Annotated in this window: 20 protein-coding genes; 11 read left to right on the top strand and 9 right to left on the bottom strand. The window is 72.8% G+C overall.

Annotation, left to right across the window (positions count from 1 at the left end; genetic code table 11):
- Nucleotides 1–195 precede the first annotated feature (195 nt).
- From H0H10_RS17495 to H0H10_RS17480, 4 genes are all read right to left on the bottom strand, one after another.
- Nucleotides 196–1,119 (bottom strand): SCO1860 family LAETG-anchored protein, encoded by a 924-nt coding sequence (locus H0H10_RS17495; RefSeq protein ID WP_188181916.1) that lies wholly within the window; start codon nucleotides 1,117–1,119, stop codon nucleotides 196–198.
- Nucleotides 1,120–1,305: 186 nt separating this feature from the next.
- Nucleotides 1,306–2,397, bottom strand: coding sequence for an amidohydrolase family protein (locus H0H10_RS17490; RefSeq protein ID WP_188181915.1), 1,092 nt, complete (start codon nucleotides 2,395–2,397; stop codon nucleotides 1,306–1,308).
- Nucleotides 2,398–2,497: 100 nt separating this feature from the next.
- Nucleotides 2,498–4,636: an FG-GAP-like repeat-containing protein gene (locus tag H0H10_RS17485; protein ID WP_188181914.1), complete on the bottom strand. Its 2,139-nt coding sequence runs from the start codon at nucleotides 4,634–4,636 to the stop codon at nucleotides 2,498–2,500.
- 118 nt (nucleotides 4,637–4,754) lie between these two features.
- The gene (locus H0H10_RS17480) at nucleotides 4,755–5,267 is read right to left on the bottom strand and encodes a hypothetical protein (protein ID WP_309141821.1); all 513 of its coding nucleotides are present in this window, start codon (nucleotides 5,265–5,267) and stop codon (nucleotides 4,755–4,757) included.
- Between the two features lie 192 nt (nucleotides 5,268–5,459).
- Here H0H10_RS17480 and H0H10_RS17475 point away from each other — a divergent pair, with 192 nt between their 5' ends.
- The 5 genes from H0H10_RS17475 (at nucleotide 5,460) to thpD (ending at nucleotide 10,114) form a co-directional block, all read left to right on the top strand.
- A complete protein-coding gene (locus H0H10_RS17475) occupies nucleotides 5,460–6,563 on the top strand; it encodes a pyridoxal-phosphate-dependent aminotransferase family protein (protein WP_188181913.1) in 1,104 nt (367 codons plus the stop codon).
- Between the two features lie 353 nt (nucleotides 6,564–6,916).
- Complete coding sequence (gene ectA, locus H0H10_RS17470) at nucleotides 6,917–7,429, top strand: diaminobutyrate acetyltransferase (protein ID WP_188181912.1); 513 nt, start codon at nucleotides 6,917–6,919, stop codon at nucleotides 7,427–7,429.
- Between the two features lie 60 nt (nucleotides 7,430–7,489).
- Entirely contained in the window at nucleotides 7,490–8,761 is a 1,272-nt protein-coding gene (gene ectB / locus H0H10_RS17465; RefSeq protein WP_188181911.1) for a diaminobutyrate--2-oxoglutarate transaminase, read from the top strand.
- A gap of 54 nt (nucleotides 8,762–8,815) precedes the next feature.
- The gene (locus tag H0H10_RS17460; RefSeq protein ID WP_188181910.1) at nucleotides 8,816–9,214 is read left to right on the top strand and encodes an ectoine synthase; all 399 of its coding nucleotides are present in this window, start codon (nucleotides 8,816–8,818) and stop codon (nucleotides 9,212–9,214) included.
- Nucleotides 9,215–9,220: 6 nt separating this feature from the next.
- Nucleotides 9,221–10,114 carry an ectoine hydroxylase gene (gene thpD / locus H0H10_RS17455; RefSeq protein ID WP_188181909.1) on the top strand — a complete coding sequence of 298 codons (894 nt, stop codon included), beginning with the start codon at nucleotides 9,221–9,223 and terminating at the stop codon, nucleotides 10,112–10,114.
- 75 nt (nucleotides 10,115–10,189) lie between these two features.
- On the opposite strand, the gene H0H10_RS17450 is transcribed toward thpD, so the two are convergent.
- The 5 genes from H0H10_RS17450 to H0H10_RS17430 all read right to left on the bottom strand — a co-directional run bounded on the left by H0H10_RS17450 (nucleotide 10,190) and on the right by H0H10_RS17430 (nucleotide 14,871).
- On the bottom strand, nucleotides 10,190–11,275 hold the full coding sequence (locus H0H10_RS17450; protein ID WP_188181908.1) for an aminotransferase class V-fold PLP-dependent enzyme: 1,086 nt from the start codon (nucleotides 11,273–11,275) through the stop codon (nucleotides 10,190–10,192).
- A 59-nt stretch (nucleotides 11,276–11,334) separates the two neighbouring features.
- Entirely contained in the window at nucleotides 11,335–12,051 is a 717-nt protein-coding gene (locus H0H10_RS17445; protein WP_188181907.1) for a DsbA family oxidoreductase, read from the bottom strand.
- A gap of 74 nt (nucleotides 12,052–12,125) precedes the next feature.
- Nucleotides 12,126–12,629 (bottom strand): GNAT family N-acetyltransferase, encoded by a 504-nt coding sequence (locus H0H10_RS17440; protein ID WP_188181906.1) that lies wholly within the window; start codon nucleotides 12,627–12,629, stop codon nucleotides 12,126–12,128.
- Nucleotides 12,630–12,666: 37 nt separating this feature from the next.
- A complete protein-coding gene (locus H0H10_RS17435; protein ID WP_188181905.1) occupies nucleotides 12,667–13,275 on the bottom strand; it encodes a DUF1349 domain-containing protein in 609 nt (202 codons plus the stop codon).
- Nucleotides 13,276–13,341: 66 nt separating this feature from the next.
- Nucleotides 13,342–14,871, bottom strand: coding sequence for an aldehyde dehydrogenase (NADP(+)) (locus H0H10_RS17430; protein ID WP_188181904.1), 1,530 nt, complete (start codon nucleotides 14,869–14,871; stop codon nucleotides 13,342–13,344).
- A gap of 103 nt (nucleotides 14,872–14,974) precedes the next feature.
- On the opposite strand from H0H10_RS17430, the gene H0H10_RS17425 reads away from it, so the two are divergent.
- From H0H10_RS17425 to H0H10_RS17400, 6 genes are all read left to right on the top strand, one after another.
- Nucleotides 14,975–15,748: an IclR family transcriptional regulator gene (locus H0H10_RS17425; protein ID WP_004002235.1), complete on the top strand. Its 774-nt coding sequence runs from the start codon at nucleotides 14,975–14,977 to the stop codon at nucleotides 15,746–15,748.
- Nucleotides 15,749–15,762: 14 nt separating this feature from the next.
- On the top strand, nucleotides 15,763–16,233 hold the full coding sequence (locus H0H10_RS17420; RefSeq protein WP_188181903.1) for a GNAT family N-acetyltransferase: 471 nt from the start codon (nucleotides 15,763–15,765) through the stop codon (nucleotides 16,231–16,233).
- An 81-nt stretch (nucleotides 16,234–16,314) separates the two neighbouring features.
- Nucleotides 16,315–17,325: a hypothetical protein gene (locus tag H0H10_RS17415; protein WP_188181902.1), complete on the top strand. Its 1,011-nt coding sequence runs from the start codon at nucleotides 16,315–16,317 to the stop codon at nucleotides 17,323–17,325.
- Nucleotides 17,322–18,572: a sensor histidine kinase gene (locus H0H10_RS17410; RefSeq protein WP_188181901.1), complete on the top strand. Its 1,251-nt coding sequence runs from the start codon at nucleotides 17,322–17,324 to the stop codon at nucleotides 18,570–18,572. The genes H0H10_RS17415 and H0H10_RS17410 overlap by 4 nt, the downstream gene beginning before the upstream one ends.
- Complete coding sequence (locus tag H0H10_RS17405; protein ID WP_188181900.1) at nucleotides 18,569–19,228, top strand: response regulator transcription factor; 660 nt, start codon at nucleotides 18,569–18,571, stop codon at nucleotides 19,226–19,228. The genes H0H10_RS17410 and H0H10_RS17405 overlap by 4 nt, the downstream gene beginning before the upstream one ends.
- 64 nt (nucleotides 19,229–19,292) lie before the next feature.
- Entirely contained in the window at nucleotides 19,293–20,750 is a 1,458-nt protein-coding gene (locus tag H0H10_RS17400) for a peptidoglycan D,D-transpeptidase FtsI family protein (protein WP_188181899.1), read from the top strand.
- Nucleotides 20,751–20,821 lie beyond the last annotated feature (71 nt).

The following is a 20,821-nucleotide window of genomic DNA, read 5'->3' as shown; positions in this document are numbered from 1 at the left end:
CGGCGCCCCCTACCCGACCGGACGTCCAACAGAAGGCAGGCCCCGTCCGGGACCAGGCCCACCCCGGGCCACGCCCTCCCCCGGTCGCACCGCCCCCCCCTGCCACGCCGTACCGGCGGGCGCGTCGGTCGGTCGGGGTGGAGTCGGTGGGCTCGTCCCGGACCGGGCGCGGGTGCCGTTGGGCGCGGCCGGTTGTCAAGTGCGTCGGCGGCGGGTCGCCGCCAGTGCTCCGCCGCCCGCCAGGAGCAGCGCCACGGCGCCGGCCGCGACGTACGGGGTCGCGGAGCTGCCGCCGGTCTCGGCGAGGCCCGCCTCGGTCCGTTCGCCCTGGGCCCGGACGTCGGGGGCCTGTTCGGCGGCCGGTTGCGCGGGCGGCTGTCCGGCCGGGGCCCCGGGCGTCGCCGGTGTCTCGCAGGTGGCCTCCGCCAGGGTCAGGGTGCCGTCGACCTCGGCCACGTTCAGGTCCAGCGGGTTGACGGAGACCGTGAGTTCGAGCGCGGTGGCGGCGGCCGTGCGGGAGGTCGTCGCGGTCTTCGACAGGTCCAGCCGGACCTCTCCCACGCCGGGCACCTTCACCTCGGTCGTCCCGCCGGTGGTCAGCGTGACCTTCTTGCCGAGGACCGTCACCGAACCCAGCAGGTTCGCCTCGGCGACCGGCTTCTTCCCGGCCTCGCAGACCGCCCGGGAGGTGACCTGCTCGACCTCGACGACCGACAGCAGCGGCAGTCCGGGCACGTGGACCCTGGCCCGTGCGAGGTTGGTGTGCCCCTCGGCCCTGCCGCCGGTCACGGTCGCCCCCGCGTCGGCCACGTCGGCGCGCAGGACGCTGAAGGGCCTGCCGCCGTCGACGCCGTCGAGCCGGGCGGTCAGCGCGGTCTCGCGGGCGCTCTCGGGCGCCTGCACCTCGTTGAGGGAGACCGTGAGCGGGACGTTCACGGTCTTGTTGAGCAGGGACACGTCGAGCCCGGTGCGCAGCACGGCGGCGCTCGCGCGGCCCTGGTCGCCGGTCGCGTGGGCGGTGCCCGGGCCGGCCAGGGCGGCGGGACCGGCGGCCAGGGCCGTGGCCGCCGCGACGGTGACCAGGCGGCGTGCGGGCATGCGGAAGGTGTTGCCGTTCAAGGTGGTGGGACCCCCAGGAAGACGTGCATGCGGGACATGCACGGGAGACATGCTTGGGACCCGGAAAGAATGTCCCCGCCCGCGCCGGGCCGTCAGCGATCCGGGGTCACTTCACCCCATCGTGGGGTTTCCGTGAAACCTTTCGAATCCCCCGGCACGGGTGTTCCCCGGTGTCACCCGCGTCGGCTATCCGACGACCCGCCCGTTGAGCACCACCCGGCGCGGAGCGGCGAGCACGCGCACGTCGGTGCGCGGGTCGCTCTCGTACACCACCAGGTCGGCCGGAGCGCCCTCGTCCAGGCCGGGGCGGCCGAGCCACCGCCGGGCGGCCCAGGTCCCCGCCGCCAGCGCCTCCACGGGCGGGATGCCGGCGGTGACCAGTTCCGCGACCTCCGCCGCCGCCAGACCGTGGGCCAGCGAGCCGCCCGCGTCGGTGCCGACGAAGACGGGGATCCCGGCGTCGTAGGCGCTCCGCACGGTGTCGTAGCGGCGTTCGTGCAGCCGGCGCATATGGGCCGACCAGCGCGGGAACTTGGACTCGCCGCCGTCGGCGAGCGCGGGGAAGGTGGCGATGTTGACGAGGGTGGGCACGATGGCGACGCCCCGCTCCGCGAACAGGGGGATCGTGTCGTCCGTCAGGCCCGTGGCGTGCTCGATGCAGTCGATGCCGGCCTCGACCAGGTCGCGCAGGGAGTCCTCGGCGAAGCAGTGCGCGGTGACGCGGGCGCCCAGGCGGTGGGCCTCGGCGATCGCCGCCTCGACGGCGCCGCGCGGCCAGCAGGCGGACAGGTCACCGAGGTCGCGGTCGATCCAGTCGCCGACCAGCTTCACCCAGCCGTCGCCGCGCCGGGCCTCCTGGGCGACGTACGCGACGAGGTCGTCGGGTTCGACCTCCCAGGCGTAGTTGCGGATGTAGCGGCGGGTGCGGGCGATGTGCCGGCCGGCCCGGATGATCTTCGGCAGGTCCTCGCGGTCGTCGATCCAGCGGGTGTCGGAGGGCGAGCCCGCGTCGCGGATCAGCAGCGTGCCCGCGTCCCGGTCGGTCAGCGCCTGCTTCTCCGCGATGTCCTCGGGGACCGCGCCGTGCTGGTCGAGGCCGACGTGGCAGTGCGCGTCGACCAGGCCGGGCAGCGCCCAGCCCTCGACGGTGCGGATGTCGCCGGCCCCGGTGGGCCGGTCGTACGAGATCCGGCCGCCGATCACCCACAGCTCGTCACGGACGTCGTCCGGTCCGACGAGCACCCGCCCCTTCACGTGCAGCACCGCGCCATCGCTCATGCCTGCACCTTAGAAGGTCCGGTGGGCGGCCCCGCAACGGGTGCGATCGGCCGGGGCGGCCGAGCCGTGCCGGACCCGGTCGGGCCCGGCACGGCGTGGATCAGTTCGCGCTGCGCAGGAAGGTGCTGCTGCCGATGTTCCAGCCGGTGGTGGTCGCGCTGGCCCAGCCGGGAGCCGCACCGTTGATCCGGCCGCCGGCCGCGGTGGTCCAGGTGAACGCCCTGACCTTTCCGTCGCTGTAGCCGTACAGCGCCGCCAGGTCGTCCCGCCCGTCGCCGTTGTAGTCACCGGCGACCATCCGCATCGCGGCGTAGGTGAAGTTCCCGGCGGCGGTCTCGTACACCTGCACGGGCGTGGTGAACTGGCCCTCGGCGGTGGCCGAGCTCCGCAGGAGGTGCACGGCGTCGTGGCCGTCGGCGTAGTCGTACCAGGCGGCGACGTCGTCACGCCCGTCACCGTCGAAGTCGCCCGCGTGGACGTGCGTGCGGTTCCAGTCCCCGAAGGTGGCGCTGCCCCAGGAACCGATGGACGCCCCGAAGCCGCCGGCGGGGGTCGCCAGGAAGCTGTACATCTTCAGGCTGCCGTCGGAGAACCGGTACAGGCCGCCGAGGTCGTCGCGGCCGTCCGCGTTCCAGTCGCCGACGACGAACTTCAGGTTGTCCCGGTTCCAGTCGTCAGCGGTGTTGCTCCAGGACGGGACGGGTGCGGCGAAGCCGCCGGCGGCGGTGGACCTGAAGGTGAAGAGCCGGTCGTCGCCGTTGTCGTAGTCGTACCAGGCGGCGAGGTCGTCGCGGCCGTCGCCGTCGAAGTCGCCGCTGTGCAGCGTCATGTTCCGCGCGGTCCAGCCGCCGGGATTCGCACTCCAGGAGGGGACCGGCGGCTGGAACCCGCCGTCGTCCCTGCCCAGCGCCGTGAACAGTCTCACGGAGCCGTCGCTGTAGCCGTACAGGGCGGCCATGTCGCCACGTCCGTCACCGTTGTAGTCACCGGTGGAGAACTGCATGTTCCCGGCGTACCAGCTGCCGACGGCAGAGGAGTACGACTGGAACGGCTGCTCGATGAGGCCGTCGGCGTCCGCGGTGAGCGTGTGCAGCGCGTCGTGACCGTCGCTGTAGTCGTACCAGGCGGCGAGGTCGCTGCGGCCGTCACCGTCGTAGTCGTGGCGGATCGCCGTACCGGCCGCCCACCGGGTCGCGCCGTCGGCGCCGGCTATGACGAAGTTCCCGCGGTTCTGCAGGACCGCCCGCCCTCCGGGGGCCGTGGTCCCGGACTCCCACAGCACGGCGCCGTCGGCGGCGACCACGCTGAGGTTGCCGTTGTCGTCGAAGCGGGCCGTGGCACCGGGGTGGCCCGCGGTTCCCGTCGACCACAGCGTCCTGCCGGCGTTGGAGACGACGACCAGGTTGCCGTCGGCCTGGAGCGTCAGACGTGCGGCGTTGGACGTCAGGTTGTCCCCCGGCCGCAGAACGGTCCCGGCCGGGACGGTGTTGCCGCCGACGGTGTCGTCGAGCCGGGTGGCGATGGCGCCGTTGCGGGTCTCCGCCTGGTCGGTGCCGAAGCACCCGCCCTGCCAGGACCGGCTGCTGACGGCGACCAGCTCCGGTTCGCCGCCCGCGGTGCGCAGGACGGGTCCGCCCGCGTCGCCGGCGCAGATCGCATCGGACGCGGACTTCCCGCTGATGTTCAGCTCGGACCCGGCCACGGAGTCGACCGTGAACGCGGAGGTGTGCAGCGTCAGCGGCGCCCACTCGTCCTTCGTCCGTCCGAATCCGGCGACCGTCAGTTCCTCGCCGGCCGCGGGCGGGGTCTTCGCGAACGGGACCGGGGCGATCCCCGTGGTGGGCGAAGCCAGCCGGGCCAGTACCAGGTCCCGGTCACCGCGCGGCACCAGCTCGACGACCTCACGGACCTGACCGGTCGTGGTGGTCAGGTCGGGGCGGCCGATCGTGGCCGTGGTCTTCCACCGGGGTGCGCCCGCGGCGGCGTCCGGGGTGGCCGCGTCCTCGCTGAAGCAGCTCGCGGCGGTCGCGATCCACTGGGGCGCGACGAGCACACCGGAGCAGGCGCGCAGGCCCTCACCGATGTCGAGCCGGGCGGTGAAGGCATAGTCGGCCGCCGTGGACGGCACGCCGGCGACCGCATGGGCCGGCGCGGCCGCGGGGGCCAGCAGAGGCAGAGAGACGGCGCAGGCGGCCAAGGGCACCAGCCAGCGGGCCCTGCCCTTGCCATGGGTATGCATGAGTCAAGTCCTCGGATGTCGGTGCGCGGGCGGCGAGACCTCCGCCCGCGACGATGAGTTCTTCACAATCCCGCAAAAACGCAACGGAAAGTACACAGAACTTTCACTTTAAGTGACATCAGGAATCGGGACGTTCACTTTTACTCACTTGTGATCTTGAACTCGACGCCCGACATGCCCCGTTCGCGTACCCGGCCGCGACGGCGCCCCCGACGGCGGCCAGGGCGAGGGCGGCGACGGCGGGGTTGACCCAGCCGGGGACCTCGTCCGAGGCGTAGCCGTCGCCGTCGGAGGTCTCGCAGCGGAAGCGGAGGGGCGGGTAGGAGACCGAGTAGTCGACGACCCGCGCGGACAGCTCCGGGTTCCCGGCCGTGCGGCAGGGCGGCATCGGTGAGGAACCGGCGCCGCCGTCCTCGGCCGACATGACCGCCCCGGCCACGCACAGCGCGCCCCAGGCGTACAGGACGACGGCCGCCGCACCGGCGAACCCGGCGAGCGCGCGGAGCCCGGCGCCGGGGCGCCCCGCGGCGGCGGGCCCGGGTGCGCGGCGGGCGAGCGTCTGGGCGCCGTGGCCGACGAGGGCGACGGCGGTCACCACGCCGACGAGGGCGAGCAGCAGGAAGGGCAGCACGGCGCGAGTCCATCAGGGCGTTGACCCCTTCGGCTGTGGCGGAAGCCATAGTTCCGGCCGTGGGGGTGTCGCAACGGTGGGTCCTCGCCCGGAGTGGCGGGGCCGACTGCGGTTACTCTCGACACCGTCTGATCCGTACCACCTGGCACCGTCCGACCCGTACCACCTGCCGTGAGTGAAGAGAGCACCGCCGTGACCCATCCCTTCCTGGACCTCGCCCCGCTCAGCGCCGGCCGTTTCGCCGCGATCGAGGACCGGGTGGCGCGGCTGCTCGGCACCGAGCAGGACGTCGTGATCATGCAGGGCGAGGCGCTGCTGCCGCTGGAGGGGGCGATCCGCGCCGCCGCCGGGCCGGGCACCGTCGCGCTGAACGTGATCACGGGGCCGTACGGGCAGACGTTCGGGAACTGGCTGCGGGACTGCGGCGCGACGGTGCACGACCTCGCCGTGCCGTTCCACACCGCCGTGACGGCGGACCGGATCCGGGAGGCGTTCGCCGAGCACCCGGAGATCGACTTCGTGTCGCTGGTGCACGCGGAGGCGGCGACGGGGAACACCAACCCGGTCGCGGAGATCGGCGCGGTGGTGCGGGAGCACGGTGCGCTCTTCTACCTGGACGCCGTCGCCTCCGTGGGCGCGGAGCCGGTGCTGCCGGACGCGTGGGGCGTGGACCTGTGCGTGATCGGCGCGCAGAAGGCGATGGGCGGTCCTGCCGGGGTGTCGGCGGTGTCGGTGAGCGAGCGGGCGTGGGCGCGGATGGCGGCCAACCCGAGGGCGCCGCGGCGGTCGTACCTCTCCCTGCTGGACTGGAAGGAGCGGTGGATCGACGGCGGGCGCAAGGCGCTGCTGCACGCCCCCGCGCAGTTGGAGATGCTGGCGCTGGAGGCGTGCGTCGAGCGCATCGAGGCGGAGGGCCTGGAGACGGTGATGCGACGGCACGCGTCCGCCGCGGCGGCCACCCGGGCCGGTGCGCTGGCGCTGGGCGGCGGCCTGGAGCCGTACGTGTACGAGGCCGGGGACGCGGCGCCGGTGGCGACGACCCTGCGGGCGCCGGCCGGGGTCGACGCCTCCGAGCTGGTGGCCGGTGCCCTGGAGTCCGACCCGGCGCTGCCGCTGGCCGCGGGCGGGGGCGCGCTGGCGAAGGAGATGATCCGCGTCAACCACTACGGGCCGGACGCGACGCCCGGGGCCGTGCAGGGCTGCCTGGCCGCCCTCGGCGCGGCGCTCGCGGCGAAGGGACTGGCGACCGATCCGGCGGCCGCCCGGCAGGCCGCGGACGACGCGTGGCGCGCATGAGCGCCCGGCCTTTCCGGGACCTGAATTCCGAGTTGCCGGCCGATTTTCCACAGTCACAATAAAGGGATTATCCGGAGAGCAGCTTCCCGTATTCTCCTGCCCGCTTTCCGGCGGGCTAAACGCCAAGATTCGGATAACGCGAACCGGACCATTCCGGGCGGGCTACGAACGGGTTACGCGATTGTGACCCGTTCCACAGCCCGCCCGTTTTGTGTGCTACATCCCGTGCAAATCCGGGCAAATCCGCAACGCCTCGCGCGGACCCACGCGCCCGCGTGATAACACACGACCACGCCATCCGTAACCCCGTCCTGCGATGCAATTTTGAATTTCCCTGGGTAAGTTCAATTTGCATGACTGCCGCACAAGCAGACCTGCAAATCGACCGTCCGGAGGTGACGGACGGAGCCGCACTGTGGCGGATAGCGCGGGATTCCAAGGTCCTCGACCTGAACTCGTCCTACAGCTATCTGCTGTGGTGCCGGGACTTCGCCGCCACCTCGGCCGTCGCCCGTGACGAGAGCGGCGAGGCGATCGGGTTCGTCACCGGGTACGTGCGGCCGGACCGCCCCCGCACCCTGCTCGTCTGGCAGGTGGCGGTGGACGAGGCGTACCGCGGTCGCGGACTGGCCGCCGCGCTGCTCGACGGTCTGGTCGCGCGCACCGTGGCGGAGCAGGGGCTGACCACCATGGAGACCACCATCACCCCGGGCAACACCGCGTCGGAACGCCTGTTCACCTCGTTCGCCGAGCGCCACGGCGCGCGGCTGGAGCGCACGGTGCTGTTCGACACGGCGCTGTTCCCGGACGGGCCGCACGACCCCGAGGTCCTGTACCGCATCGGCCCCCTCACCGACGCCCGCTGACACCGGACCGACCCTCCCCGACTCCCTCACCGACCCTCACGCATCGAGGAGCGATTCGTCGTGACCATCACCCAGCCCGACCTCAGTGTCTTCGAGACCCTCGAGTCCGAGGTGCGCAGCTACTGCCGCGGCTGGCCCACCGTCTTCGACCGTGCGCACGGCAGCCGCATGTACGACGAGGACGGCCACGAGTACCTCGACTTCTTCGCCGGAGCGGGGTCCCTCAACTACGGGCACAACAACCCCGTGCTGAAACGGGCCCTGATCGACTACCTGGAGCGGGACGGCGTCACGCACGGGCTCGACATGTCGACCACCGCCAAGCGCCGCTTCCTGGAGACCTTCCAGAACCTGGTGCTCCGGCCGCGCGACCTGCCGTACAAGGTCATGTTCCCGGGGCCGACCGGCACCAACGCCGTCGAGTCGGCTCTCAAGCTGGCGCGGAAGGTGAAGGGCCGCGAGGCGATCGTGTCGTTCACCAACGCCTTCCACGGCATGTCGCTGGGCTCGCTCGCCGTGACCGGCAACGCCTTCAAGCGGGCCGGCGCCGGCATTCCGCTGGTGCACGGCACGCCCATGCCGTTCGACAACTACTTCGACGGCACCGTCGAGGACTTCCTGTGGTTCGAGCGGCTGCTGGAGGACCAGGGCTCCGGCCTCAACAAGCCGGCCGCCGTCATCGTCGAGACCGTGCAGGGCGAGGGCGGCATCAACGTGGCCCGGCCCGAGTGGCTGCGCGCGCTGGCCGAGCTGTGCGAGCGCCAGGACATGCTGCTGATCGTCGACGACATCCAGATGGGCTGCGGCCGTACCGGCGCCTTCTTCTCCTTCGAGGAGGCGGGCATCACGCCGGACATCGTCACCGTCTCCAAGTCGATCAGCGGCTACGGCCTGCCCATGTCGCTGTGCCTGTTCAAGCCCGAGCTGGACGTGTGGGAGCCGGGCGAGCACAACGGCACCTTCCGCGGCAACAACCCCGCCTTCGTCACGGCGACCGCCGCGCTGGAGGCGTACTGGGCCGACGGGTCGGCGATGGAGAAGCAGACCCGCACCCGCGGCGAGCAGGTCGAGCAGCACCTGATCGCCGTCACCGAGGAGAACCTCGCCGACGTCAAGGAGTACCGGGGCCGCGGGCTCGTGTGGGGCCTGGAGTTCCACGACAAGGAGCGCGCCTCACGCATCGCCCGGCGGGCCTTCGAGCTCGGGCTGCTCATCGAGACGTCCGGTCCCGAGAGCGAGGTCGTCAAGCTGCTGCCCGCCCTCACCGTCACCCCCGACGAGCTGGACGAGGGCCTGAAGACCCTCGCGCGCGCCGTACGCGAGACCGCCTGACCGGCACCGTCCGGCAGGCCCGTGCAACACCCACCTAGGAGGCATCGCAACACCGTGATCGTCCGTTCGTTCAAGGAGATCGAAGGCACCGACCGGCACGTGAAATCGGCGTCCGGCACCTGGGAGAGCAAGCGCATCGTCCTCGCCAAGGAGAAGGTCGGCTTCTCCCTGCACGAGACGATCCTGTACGCGGGTACGGAGACGTCGATGTGGTACGCGAACCACATCGAGGCCGTCGTCTGCACCAAGGGCGACGCCGAGCTGACCGACCTCGAGACCGGGAAGACGTACCACATCACGCCCGGCACCATGTACCTCCTCAACGGCCACGAGCGGCACACGCTCAGGGTCAAGGAGGACTTCCACTGCATCTGTGTCTTCAACCCGCCCGTGACCGGACGGGAGGACCACGACGAGAACGGCGTCTACCCGCTGCTCACCGAGGAGGTGTGAGTCACCGTGACCACCACGACCGTCACCGATCTCTACCCCAGCCGCGGTGCCACCGAGGTGGCCACTCCCCGGCAGGACCCGGTGGTCTGGGGCGCCCCCGACGCGCCCGGTCCCATCGACCCGGCCGGTCTGCAGTCCTTCGAGCGCGACGGCTTCCTCGCCATCGACCAGCTCATCGCACCGGACGAGGTCGAGGTCTACCGGCGTGAGCTGGAACGGCTCACCACCGACCCGGCGATCCGGGCGGACGAACGCTCCATCGTGGAGCCGAAGTCGAAGGAGATCAGGTCCGTCTTCGAGGTGCACCGGATCAGCGAGGTGTTCGCGAACCTGGTGCGCGACGAGCGGGTGGTCGGCCGGGCCCGGCAGATCCTCGGCTCGGACGTGTACGTCCACCAGTCGCGGATCAACGTCAAGCCGGGCTTCGGGGCCAGCGGCTTCTACTGGCACTCCGACTTCGAGACCTGGCACGCCGAGGACGGTCTGCCCCGGATGCGCACGGTGTCCGTGTCGATCGCGCTCACCGAGAACTACGACACCAACGGCGGTCTGATGATCATGCCGGGGTCGCACAAGACGTTCCTCGGGTGCGCGGGGGCCACGCCGAAGGACAACTACAAGAAGTCCCTGCAGATGCAGGACGCGGGGACGCCGTCCGACGAGGCGCTGACGAAGATGGCGTCGGAGTACGGCATCAGGCTCTTCACGGGCAAGGCCGGCTCGGCGACCTGGTTCGACTGCAACTGCATGCACGGTTCGGGCGACAACATCACCCCGTTCCCGCGCAGCAACGTCTTCATCGTGTTCAACAGCGTGGAGAACACGGCGGTCGAGCCGTTCGCGGCGCCGGTGCGGCGGCCGGAGTTCATCGGTGCACGGGACTTCACGCCGGTGAAGTGACCGTGTGACGGGACCACCGGGCCGGGCCTCTTCGTGTGGGACGGGAGGCACCGGCCCGGTCGCGTGCCGCGGCCGTCAGCCGCACAGGGCGTCCAGCAGCCGGTCGACGTCGGCCGCGGTGTTGTAGAGGTGGAAGGCGGCCCGCAGATTGCCCGCGCGGTCGGAGACCTCCACGCCCGCCCGGCTCAACTCGCCCTGCCGGTGGCCCAGTCCGGGCACGGACACGATCGCCGAGCCCGGCGCGGGAACCGGCTCGTGCCCCAGGGAGGCCAGGCCCTCGCGGAACCGGCCGGCGAGGGCGGTGTCGTGGGCGTGCACGGCGTCGACGCCGAGTTCCTCCACGAGGCCCAGGGAGTGCCGGGCGCCGGCGTAGGAGAGGAGGGCGGGGCTCTCGTCGAACCGCCGTGCGGAGTGCGCGAGTTCCTCCACGGGCCCGTAGCAGCTGTCCCAGGGGCGCTCGCCCGCGGCCCACCCGGCGAACAGCGGCGGCACGGCCCCCAGGTCCTCCGGCACGACCAGGAAGGCCACGCCCCGCGGGCAGAGCACCCACTTGTAGGCGACGGCGACCACGTAGTCGAAGCCGTCCGCGTCCAGCGGCAGCCACCCGGCGGACTGGGAGGCGTCGACCAGCGTCCGCGCGCCGTGCGCCCGGGCGGCCTCCCGCAGCGCGGCGAGGTCGGCGATCCGTCCGTCCGCCGACTGCACGGAGCTGACCGCGACCAGGGCGGTGTCCGGGCCGACCGACTCGGCGACCAGCTCCAGCGGCACGCTGCGCACCTTCAGGTCGCCGCGGACGTGGAAGGGGTTCACCAGGGAGCTGAAGTCGGCCTCCGCGGTGAGGACTTCGGCGCCCGTCGGCAGCGAGGCCGCGACGAGACCGCTGTACGTGGCGACCGACGCCCCGGCCGCGACCCTGGAGGCGGGCACGCCGGCGAGCCGGGCGAAGGCGGACCTGCACGCCTCCACGTCGGCGAACATGTCGGACGGCTGTCCGGCCGCCACCGACGCCGTGGCGTCGCGCATCGCGACGACGGTCCGGGCGGGGAGCAGGCCGGTGCTGGCGGTGTTCAGGTACGTGTTCTTCGGCGCGAACTCGGCACGGACGAGGTTCTCGAAGCTCTCCATGGGACCACTCTGGGGCCCCACGACCTCCCCGTCCATTGCCGATTTCTGCGCGATTCCTCGAAGCAGCGCTTATACACGGCCGCTCACCTGGGGTTTCAGTTCTGCGGCACCGCGCACCCGTCCGGGCCGCACGCCTGTGCGCCCCCGCCGTCCTCGATCAGCGTCAGCGGAGCGCGCTCGCCCCACGCCTGCGTCAGCGCCTGGGCGAACACCTCGGCGGGCTGGGCGCCGGAGACGCCGTACTTCCGGTCGAGCACGAAGAACGGCACGCCCGTGGCGCCGAGCTGTGCGGCCTCGCGCTCGTCGGCGCGCACCTCGTCGGCGTAGGCGGTCGGGTCGGCGAGCGTCTCGCGGACGGCGTCCGCGTCGAGCCCGGCGGCCACGGCCAGCTCCGCCAGCCGCTCGTCGTCGTTGTACACGGAGCGCTCGTCGGCGAAGTTGGCCCGGTAGAAGGCGTCCAGCAGCGCCTCCTGCCTGCCCTGCGCCTTGGCCAGGTGGAGGAGCCGGTGCATGTCGAAGGTGCTGCCGTGGTCGCGGCCCCGGGTGCGGTAGTCCAGGCCCTCGGCGGCGGCCTGGGCGCCGAGGTTGTCCTCACCGGCCTGCGCCTGGGCCTCGCTCATGCCGTACTTCGCGGTCAGCATCGTCAGGACGGGCTGCACGTCGTCCTTGGCCCGGCCCGGGTCCAGTTCGAACGAGCGGTGGACCACCTCGACGCCGTCGCGGTGCGGGAAGGCCGCCAGCGCCTTCTCGAAGCGGGCCTTGCCCACGTAGCACCAGGGGCAGGCGATGTCGCTCCAGATCTCGACGCGCATGGTCTCGGCTCTCCAGGTCGTACGGCTGGCGGAGGCTCTCTCCGCCCGGTACGTGAACGTTCAAGCTGCGGGTCTCATTCCCCCGGCACGCCGAAGCGCAGGTACAGGTGGTGGTCGTCCTCGGCGGGCGGATGCTCCGGGTCCGGCACCCAGCCCAGGCGGGCGTAGAACGCCTGGGCGCGCCGGTTGCCGGCGTGCACGTCGAGGACGGCCGTCCGCCGGTCGTCGGCCCGCCACTGCTCGACGCAGGCCGCGTGCAGGGCGGTGCCGATGCCGGAGCGCCAGTGGCCGGGGTCGACGTGGAACTGGAACAGCTTGACCGTGTCCGCCGGGGCGCCCTCCGGGACGCGGAAGGAGGCGATGCCGACGACGCTTCCCCGTTCGACGGCGCACAGGACGTGCCCGTCGGGCCGTTCGACGGCGGTGCGCCAGGCGGCGGCCCAGTCGATGCCGTCGTCGGGGAGCCCGTCCGGGTAGTACGTCGCCCGGGCTCGCAGGTGCAGCGCGGCGACGGTCTCCGCCTCGGCGGGCAGGGCGGTGCGGATCACCAGGGGTCCGGTCCCACGTTCGTTGATCATGCGGGGGAGGACGCGGGCACCGGCCGCCCGGTTCCGCTCAGCTGCCGTCGCGCAGGTCCGCCGGTCCGCCCGGCCGGAACGCGATGCGGTCGAACGTGACGGCGCAGCCCTCCCCGGCCGGCGACTGGGTCATGAACCCGACCAGGGCCGCGCCCGTCTCCTTCTCGTCGCCCAGGGTGAACACGCGGACGAAGGTCCACCGCTCGCCGTCGTGGGAGGCGTGGAAGGCCAGCGCGCGGCCGGTGCGGGTGATCCGCAGCCAGATCGAATCTCCGTCCACCGTGAAGGAGTTGGCGTCGTCGGAGTGCCCCCGGGTGACCACCGTGCAGACGGTGGGCACGTCCGGGGAGTACTCCAGGCACAGCTTGGCCCAGGCCCGCTCGCCGACGTGGACGTAGAGGACCCCGGCGTCGAAGGCGGCCTCGAAGCCGACGGTGACGCGGGCGATCAGCTGGAAGTCGCCCTCGGGCGCGCCGAGCAGGCGGGGCGCGTCGGAGGCGGACTCCAGCGCCTCCCCGGCAGGCGGCACGAACCGGTCCTGCCGGGGCCCGGCCCGTCCGGTGAGGACGCCGTCCTCGTAGGACCAGTTGCCGTCGGGCCCGTAGGGCCGGAGCGGGAAGGGCAGTTCGGGAAGTTCGACGTCCATGAACCGATCTTCTCAGGGAGGGGTGGGAAACCTCAGGGCGCACCGGATTTCCGCGCCCCCACGGCGCTACCGCTCCAGCACCCCGTTGAACCGGCGGGGCAGCCCCAGCGGATTGTCGTCCCGCAGCTCGGGCGGCAGCAGCGCCTCGGGCGTCCCCTGGTAGGCGACCGGCCGCAGCCACCGCTCGATCGCCGTGCCGCCCACCGAGGTGGACGTCGACGTCGTCGCGGGGTAGGGCCCGCCGTGGTGCTGGGCCGGAGCCACCGCCACCCCCGTCGGCCAGCCGTTCACCAGGACGCGCCCCGCGAGCGGCGTCACCTCGGCGAGCAGTTCCGCGCCGCGCCCCTGGCCGGCGGCCTCCTCGGCGGAGAGCTGCACGGTCGCCGTGAGGTTGCCCGGCAGCCGGGACAGCACGCCCCGCACCTCGGTCTCGTCCTCGTAGCGGGCCACCACGGTGACCGGCCCGAAGCACTCCTCCAGCAGCAGGTCGTGCTCCCCCTCGGCGGCCAGCCGGCTCGCCGGCACGGTCAGGAACCCGGCGCTGACGGTGTGCTCGCCGCCGGCGCCCGGCGTGACCGGGGCCTCCACGTCGGGCAGCGCCGCGCGCTCGGCGACCCCGGCGACGAAGTTGTCCCGCATCCGGTGGTCGAGCAGGACCCCGGCGTCGGTGTCGCCGACGGCGTCGGCGAGGGACTTGACCAGGCCGTCGCCCGCCGCGCCCGACGGCACGAGGACGAGCCCCGGCTTCACGCAGAACTGGCCGACGCCCAGCGTCATCGACCCGGCGAGCCCGGCGCCGATGGCCTCCGCCCGCTCGGTGGCGGCCGCCTCCGTGACCACGACCGGGTTCAGCGAGCCCAGCTCGCCGTGGAAGGGGATCGGCACCGGGCGGGCCGCCGCCGCGTCGAAGAGCGCGCGGCCGCCGCGCACCGAACCGGTGAAGCCGGCCGCCGCGACCAGCGGGTGCTTGATCAGCTCGATGCCCGCCTCGAAGCCGTGGACCAGGCCGAGGACGCCCTCCGGGATGCCGTGGCGGGCGGCGGCCCTGCGCAGCACCTTGGCGACCAGCTCGGACAGGGCCGGGTGGTCGGGGTGGGCCTTGACCACGACCGGGCAGCCGGCCGCGAGGGCACTGGCGGTGTCGCCGCCGGGCACGGAGAAGGCGAAGGGGAAGTTGGAGGCCGAGTAGACGGCGACGACGCCGAGCGGCACCTTGTAGCGGCGCAGGTCCGGGACGGGCGGGGTCGCCGTGTCGTCGGGGTGGTTGATGACGACGTCGAGGAAGGCGCCCTCGTCGACGATGTCGGCGAAGGCCCGCAGCTGGTAGCAGGTGCGGGCGAGTTCGCCGGTGAGGCGGACCGGGCCGAGCGCGGTCTCGGCGTCGGCCGCCTCGACGAGCGTGGCCTCCGCCGCCTTCAGCTCGTCGGCGGCCGTGCGCAGGAAGGCCGCGCGGACCGTGCGGTCGGCGAGGGCGTCCCGGGCGGCGTGCGCGGCGCGGACGGCGGCGTCCACCTCCTGGGCCGTGGCCTCCACCGCAACCTGTTCACGCTGCTTCCCGGTACGGGGGTCGACACTCCAGACTGGTGCTGCTGCCACCGCGGGTCCCTCCAGATCTAGGGACGTTCGATATACTGAACGCTGTCTCTATGGGTGAATACGCGTGGAGACTATTTCCCGTCCAACGAAGGGGTCAAGGGCGATGTCGGCAGGCGAGACAGGCGGCGGAGCGCAGGTCAAGTCCGCGGTGCGGACCGTGGAACTGCTGGAGTACTTCGCCGGACGCCCCGGTATGCACTCCCTCGCGTCGGTCCAGGAGGCCGTCGGCTACCCCAAGTCCAGCCTCTACATGCTGCTGCGCACCCTGGTCGAGCTGGGCTGGGTGGAGACGGACGCGACGGGCACGCGCTACGGCATCGGCGTACGGGCGCTGCTGGTCGGCACGTCGTACATCGACGGGGACGAGGTCGTGGCGGCGGCCCGGCCGACACTCGACCGCCTCTCGGACGACACGACGGAGACGATCCACCTCGCCCGCCTCGACGGCACGAACGTCGTCTACCTGGCCACCCGCCAGTCGCAGCACTACCTGCGCCCGTTCACCCGGGTCGGCCGCCGGCTGCCCGCCCACTCGACCTCGCTGGGCAAGGCACTGCTGAGCACGTACACCGACGAGCAGGTCCGCAAGATGCTGCCCGAGACGCTGCCCGCGCTCACCGAGAACACCATCACCGACCGGGAGAAGCTCATCGAGGAGCTGCACCAGGTGCGGGAGCAGGGCTTCGCCGTGGACCGCGAGGAGAACACGCTGGGGCTGCGCTGCTTCGGCGTGGCGATCCCGTACCGCACACCCGCGCGGGACGCGATCAGCTGCTCGGTGCCGGTGGCGCGGCTGACGCCCGCCCACGAGCAGATGGTGAAGGACGCGCTGTTCGACGCGCGCGACCGGCTGACCCTGGCCACCCGCAGGCTCTGACTAGTCTCTGCAGCATGCACATCGCACTGCGCCCGGTCCACGACAGCGACCTGCCCGTCTTCTACCGGCAGTTGAACGACCCGGAGGCCCTGCGCATGGCGGCCTTCACCCCCGCGGACCCGGCCGACCGGGACGCCTTCGAGGCCCACTGGAAGCGGCTGCGGGCCTCGGACGACGTGGTGCGCACGATCCTCGGCGACGGTGACGTCATCGGCAGCGCGGCGGTGTACGGGGAGCCGGGCGAGCGCGAGGTGACGTACTGGGTCGACCGGGCGTACTGGGGCCGGGGTGTGGCGACGGCCGCGCTGCGGGCCCTGCTGGCGGAGGTGCCGGAGCGGCCGCTGTACGCGCGGGCGGCGGCGGACAACGCCGGGTCGCTGCGCGTGCTGGAGAAGTGCGGCTTCCGGCCGTCCGCCCGGGCCAGGGGGTTCGCCGAGGCCCGGGGCGAGGAGATCGACGAGGTCGTGCTGCACCTGGCGGGGTGAGGCGGTCCTCCCCCGTGCGGCGGAGCGGGATCGCCCGTGCGCAGGAGGTGGCCGGGCCCGCTCGCGCAGGAGCGTGGGGCCATGACGCAGTCACTCGCTCCCGCCGCCCCGGCGGTCGTCCCGGCCGGTCCGTCCCGTTCCCGGCGGCTGCTGCGGGCGGCCGCCGTCGTCTCGTGCCTGCCGTACCTGGGCCTCAAGGCCGCCTGGATCGCGGGGAGTCACGTCGGGATCCCCGACGGCAGTCCGCTGCTGGACCACCGGGTGGCCATGGCCGTCGCCAACGGGCTCTCCGTCCTGCTGGACAGCTGCGTGATCGTGCTGGCGCTGGTGCTGACCCGGCCGTGGGGCCTCAGGGTGCCGCCCTGGCTACTGGCGTTCCCGGTGTGGACCGCCACCGGGCTGCTCGCGCCGATCATGGCCGGGTATCCGCTGCAGCTGCTCGTGCGGGTGTTCGTCGGCGACGTCGCGACGGCCTCCGGCCCGCGGCGTGAGCCCTTCCTGCACGAGTGGGTGTTCGGGGTCGTCTACGGCGGGTTCATCGTGCAGGGGCTCGCCCTCGGGGCGCTGTTCGTGCTCTACGCCCGGGACCGCTGGGGCCATCTGTGGCGCGGGCGGGTGTGGGACCTGCCGGCCTCCGTCGTCGGGCGGGGCCGGCAGGTCACCGCCGTGGCGGCGGCCGTCCTCGCGCTGTTCCCGCTCGCCGTGCGGCTGTCGTGGGCGTGCGGCGGTACGGCGGGGCTCGGCGCGGCCCACGCCGCGGACCGCACCAGTGACTTCCACGTGCTGGAGGGCCTGTACGCCGCCTTCCTCGCCGTGGCCGTCGCCGGGGGCCTGCTGCTCGCCTTCCGCCGGGGGCGCGTCCTGCCGGTGGCGGTGCCCCTTGCTCTGACCTGGGTCGGCTCGGGCGCGGTGGCCTGCTGGGGCGGGTGGATGCTCCTCGTCTCGCTGACGGGGACGGACGATCCCGCCGACCGGCCGACACAGCTGATGCTGCTCACCTACGCTGGCCAGATGATCGTCGGCCTCCTCCTCGCCGCCGTCGGCGCGGGCTTCCTCGCCAGGCGGTCGGCCACCGCCCCGAAACGGCCGTGACCGCGTTCGCCCGGCTGCTGTTCGGCCGGCGGGCGCGCCTGCGGTGGGTCCACCTGATCCTCGGCGGCGCGCTCGCCATGCCGTACGTCCTGGTCGGCTCGGTCGCCGTCGGTCCCGCCCTGGGCGCCACGAACCTCTTCGGCTCGGTCGCCGTACAGTTCGCCTCCTTCGCCGTCGGGCTGCCGCTGGCCGCCGTCACCTCGCTGTTCCCTCCGACCCGGCCGCTGGAGGCGGGGGTGGTGCGCTGGCTGTGCGGGGTGGAGGAGGACCTGCTGGCCTACGGGCCCGCGCGGACGAAGGGTGAGAAGGGACGTACGGCGGCCTGGTTCACGCTGCACCTCGGGTTCGGCGGGATCGTCGCGGGGATGTCGCTCGCGGTGCCGCCGTTCGCGACGGTGCTGATCGTGCTGCCCGTCTTCGAGGGGCTGCGCGACAGCCGGCTCGGGCTGCCCGCGGTCTTCGAGCAGAGCTGGGCGCTCCCGCTGGCGCCGGTGGCGGGCGTCGCGATGCTCGTCGGGCTCGCCGGGTGCGCCGCCGGCTGCGGTGTGCTGCTGGCGCGCTGGGCGCCCGCGCTGCTCGGCCCCTCTCCCGAGGAGCGGGTCGCGGCGGCCGAGGCGCGGGCCGCCGACCTCGCCGTGCGCAACCGGCTGGCGCGCGAGCTGCACGACTCCGTCGGCCACGCCCTGAGCGCGGTCATGCTCCAGGCGAGCGCGGCGCGCCGGCTCCTGGACAGCGACCGCGAGTTCGTCCGCGAGGCCCTCGCCGCGATCGAGGACACCAGCCGGCGCACCGTCGGCGAGCTGGACGCCGTCCTCGGGGTGCTGCGGGACGGCGACGCCCCGGGCACCGCACCCGCGCCGACGCTCGCCGACGACCTCGACGGCCTGCTGCGCCGCACCCGCGCGGGCGGGCTGCGGGTGCGGGCCGCCGTCACCGCCGACCCCGCGTCGGTCCCGCCGCTGATCTCCCGCGAGGCGTATCGCATCGTGCAGGAGGGGCTGAGCAACGCGCTCAGGCACGCCGGCGACCGGGTCACGGTGGCCGTGACCATCGACGTGGCGGACGACCACCTGCGGATCACGGTCGAGAACCCCCTGGGCGAGGCCGGCGCTCCGCGTCCCGGCGGCGGCCACGGCCTGCGCGGCATCGCCGACCGGGCCCGGCTGCTGGGCGGAGCGGCCCGGGCGGGCGCGGCCGGGGGGACCTGGTGCCTGCACGTACGACTGCCGCTGAAGGGATCCGTATGACCCGCCCGCCGATCAGGATCGTCCTCGCCGACGACGAGCGCATGGTGCGCACCGCCCTGCGCGCGATCCTCTCCGCCGAACCGGACCTGGAGGTCGTCGGCGAGGCGGCGACGGGGGCCGAGGCCGTCTCCGTGGTGCGCGAGGCGCGGCCCGACGTCGCCCTGATGGACGTCCGCATGCCCGGGACCGACGGCATCCGTGCCACCGAGCAGATCCTCGCCGTGCTCCCCGAACCGCCCCGGATCGTCGTCGTGACCACCTTCGAGAACGACTCCTACGTCTACGACGCCCTGCGCGCCGGTGCCGCCGGATTCCTGCTCAAACGGGCCGACGCCGACACGCTCGTACGGGCCGTGCGGCTGGTGGCGCACAGCGACACGCTGCTGTTCCCGTCGGCCGTACGGGCTCTCGCGGCCGAGCACGCACGGGCCAACCCGGCGCCACCGGCCTGGGTGGCGCGGCTCACGGGACGCGAGGGCGAGGTGCTGCGGCTGATGGCGACCGGGCTGACCAACGCGGAGATCGCCCGGAGCATGGGAGTGGGTCCCGCCACGGTGAAGACCCATGTGGCGTCCGTGCTGGCGAAGACCGGCAGCCGGGACCGCACCCAGGCGGTCGTGCGGGCCTACGAGGCCGGTTTCATGAACGGACGATGAGAAATCCGGCGGGACCGGGCCAGAAGGGAACGATTCGATCCGGCCCGCTCGTCTTGTCGGCGGGATGAACAAGACGATCAGGCGTGCCTCCGTCTTCACGCTGCTCCTGGTGTTCGCTCTGCTGGTCAGGGCCACCTGGGTGCAGTTCTACGACGGTCGGGCACTCGCGGACGACAAGGACAACCGGCGCAACGCGATCGAGACGTACGCGGAGCCGCTCGGGAACATCATCGTGGCCGGACGGTCGGTCACCGGCTCGGAGCGGACGGAGAACGGCGACCTCGCGTACAAGCGCACGTACGGCGACGGCGAGCTGTACGCGGCGGTGACCGGCTACGCCTCGCAGGCGTATGCGCCCACACAGCTGGAGGGCATCTACGAGGACCTGCTCAACGGCACCGACCCGCAACTGAAGACCATCATGGACACGGTCACCAACCAGCGGGCCGACCCGGGCAACGTGGTCACGACCATCGACCCGGAGGTACAGAAGGCGGCGTACGGGGCGCTGGGCGACAAGAAGGGCGCCGCCGTCGCGATCGACCCGGCGACGGGCCGGATCCTCGCGGTGGTGTCGACCCCGTCGTACGACCCGTCGTCGCTGACCGACGCCAACACCGCGGGCGAGGCGTGGCAGAAGCTGACGAAGGACGAGGACAAGCCGCTCACCAACCGCGCGCTGCGCCAGCCGCTGCCGCCTGGCTCCACGTTCAAGCTGGTGGTGGCGGCCGCCGCCCTGGAGGACGGGCTGTACGGATCGGTGGACGAGCGGACCGACAGCCCGGACCCGTACCGGCTGCCGGACACCACGACGAACCTCACCAACGAGAACCCGAACGCCCCCTGCGAGAACGCCACGATCCGCACCGCGCTGCAGTACTCGTGCAACAACGTCTTCGCGAAGATGGCCGTCGACCTCGGCCAGGACAAGGTGCGGGCGACGGCCGAGAAGTTCGGTTTCAACGACGAGACCCAGGACGTGCCGGTGCGGGCCTACACGAGCGTGTACCCGAAGGACATGAACCGGCCGTCGACCGCCCTGACGGGCATCGGCCAGTTCGACGTCACGGCGACCCCGCTGCAGATGGCCATGGTGTCGGCGGCCCTTGCCAACGGCGGCAAGCTGGTCTCGCCCCACATGGTGTCGCAGACCACCGACAGCGGCGGCCACGTGCTGCAGGACTACGACGACGACGCGGAGACGAAGCAGATCGTCAGCTCCGCCACGGCCGAGCAGCTCCAGTCGGCCATGCGGACCGTGGTCGAGGAGGGCACCGGGTCGAACGCGCAGATCGCGGGGGCGACGGTGGGCGGCAAGACGGGCACGGCCCAGCACGGCGAGAACAACAGCAAGACGCCGTACGCCTGGTTCACCTCGTACGCCAAGTCCGACACCTCGGACAAGCAGGTCGCGGTGGCCGTCGTGGTCGAGCAGTCCGACGCGGCCCGGTCGGAGGTCAGCGGCAACGGCCTGGCGGCACCGGTGGCCAAGGCGATGATGGAGGCGGCGCTCAAGAGCTAGACGTCTCCCGCGAGTTCGGTCCGTCATACGGTGTTCGAGGCACCGTACGACGGACCGTCCGACGCTGCTAC

Source organism: Streptomyces griseicoloratus, assembly GCF_014534645.1.
GTDB classification, from domain to species: domain Bacteria; phylum Actinomycetota; class Actinomycetes; order Streptomycetales; family Streptomycetaceae; genus Streptomyces; species Streptomyces griseicoloratus.
The sequence above is the reverse complement of the archived record's forward strand: the minus strand, read 5'-3'. Positions and strand labels throughout refer to the sequence as shown.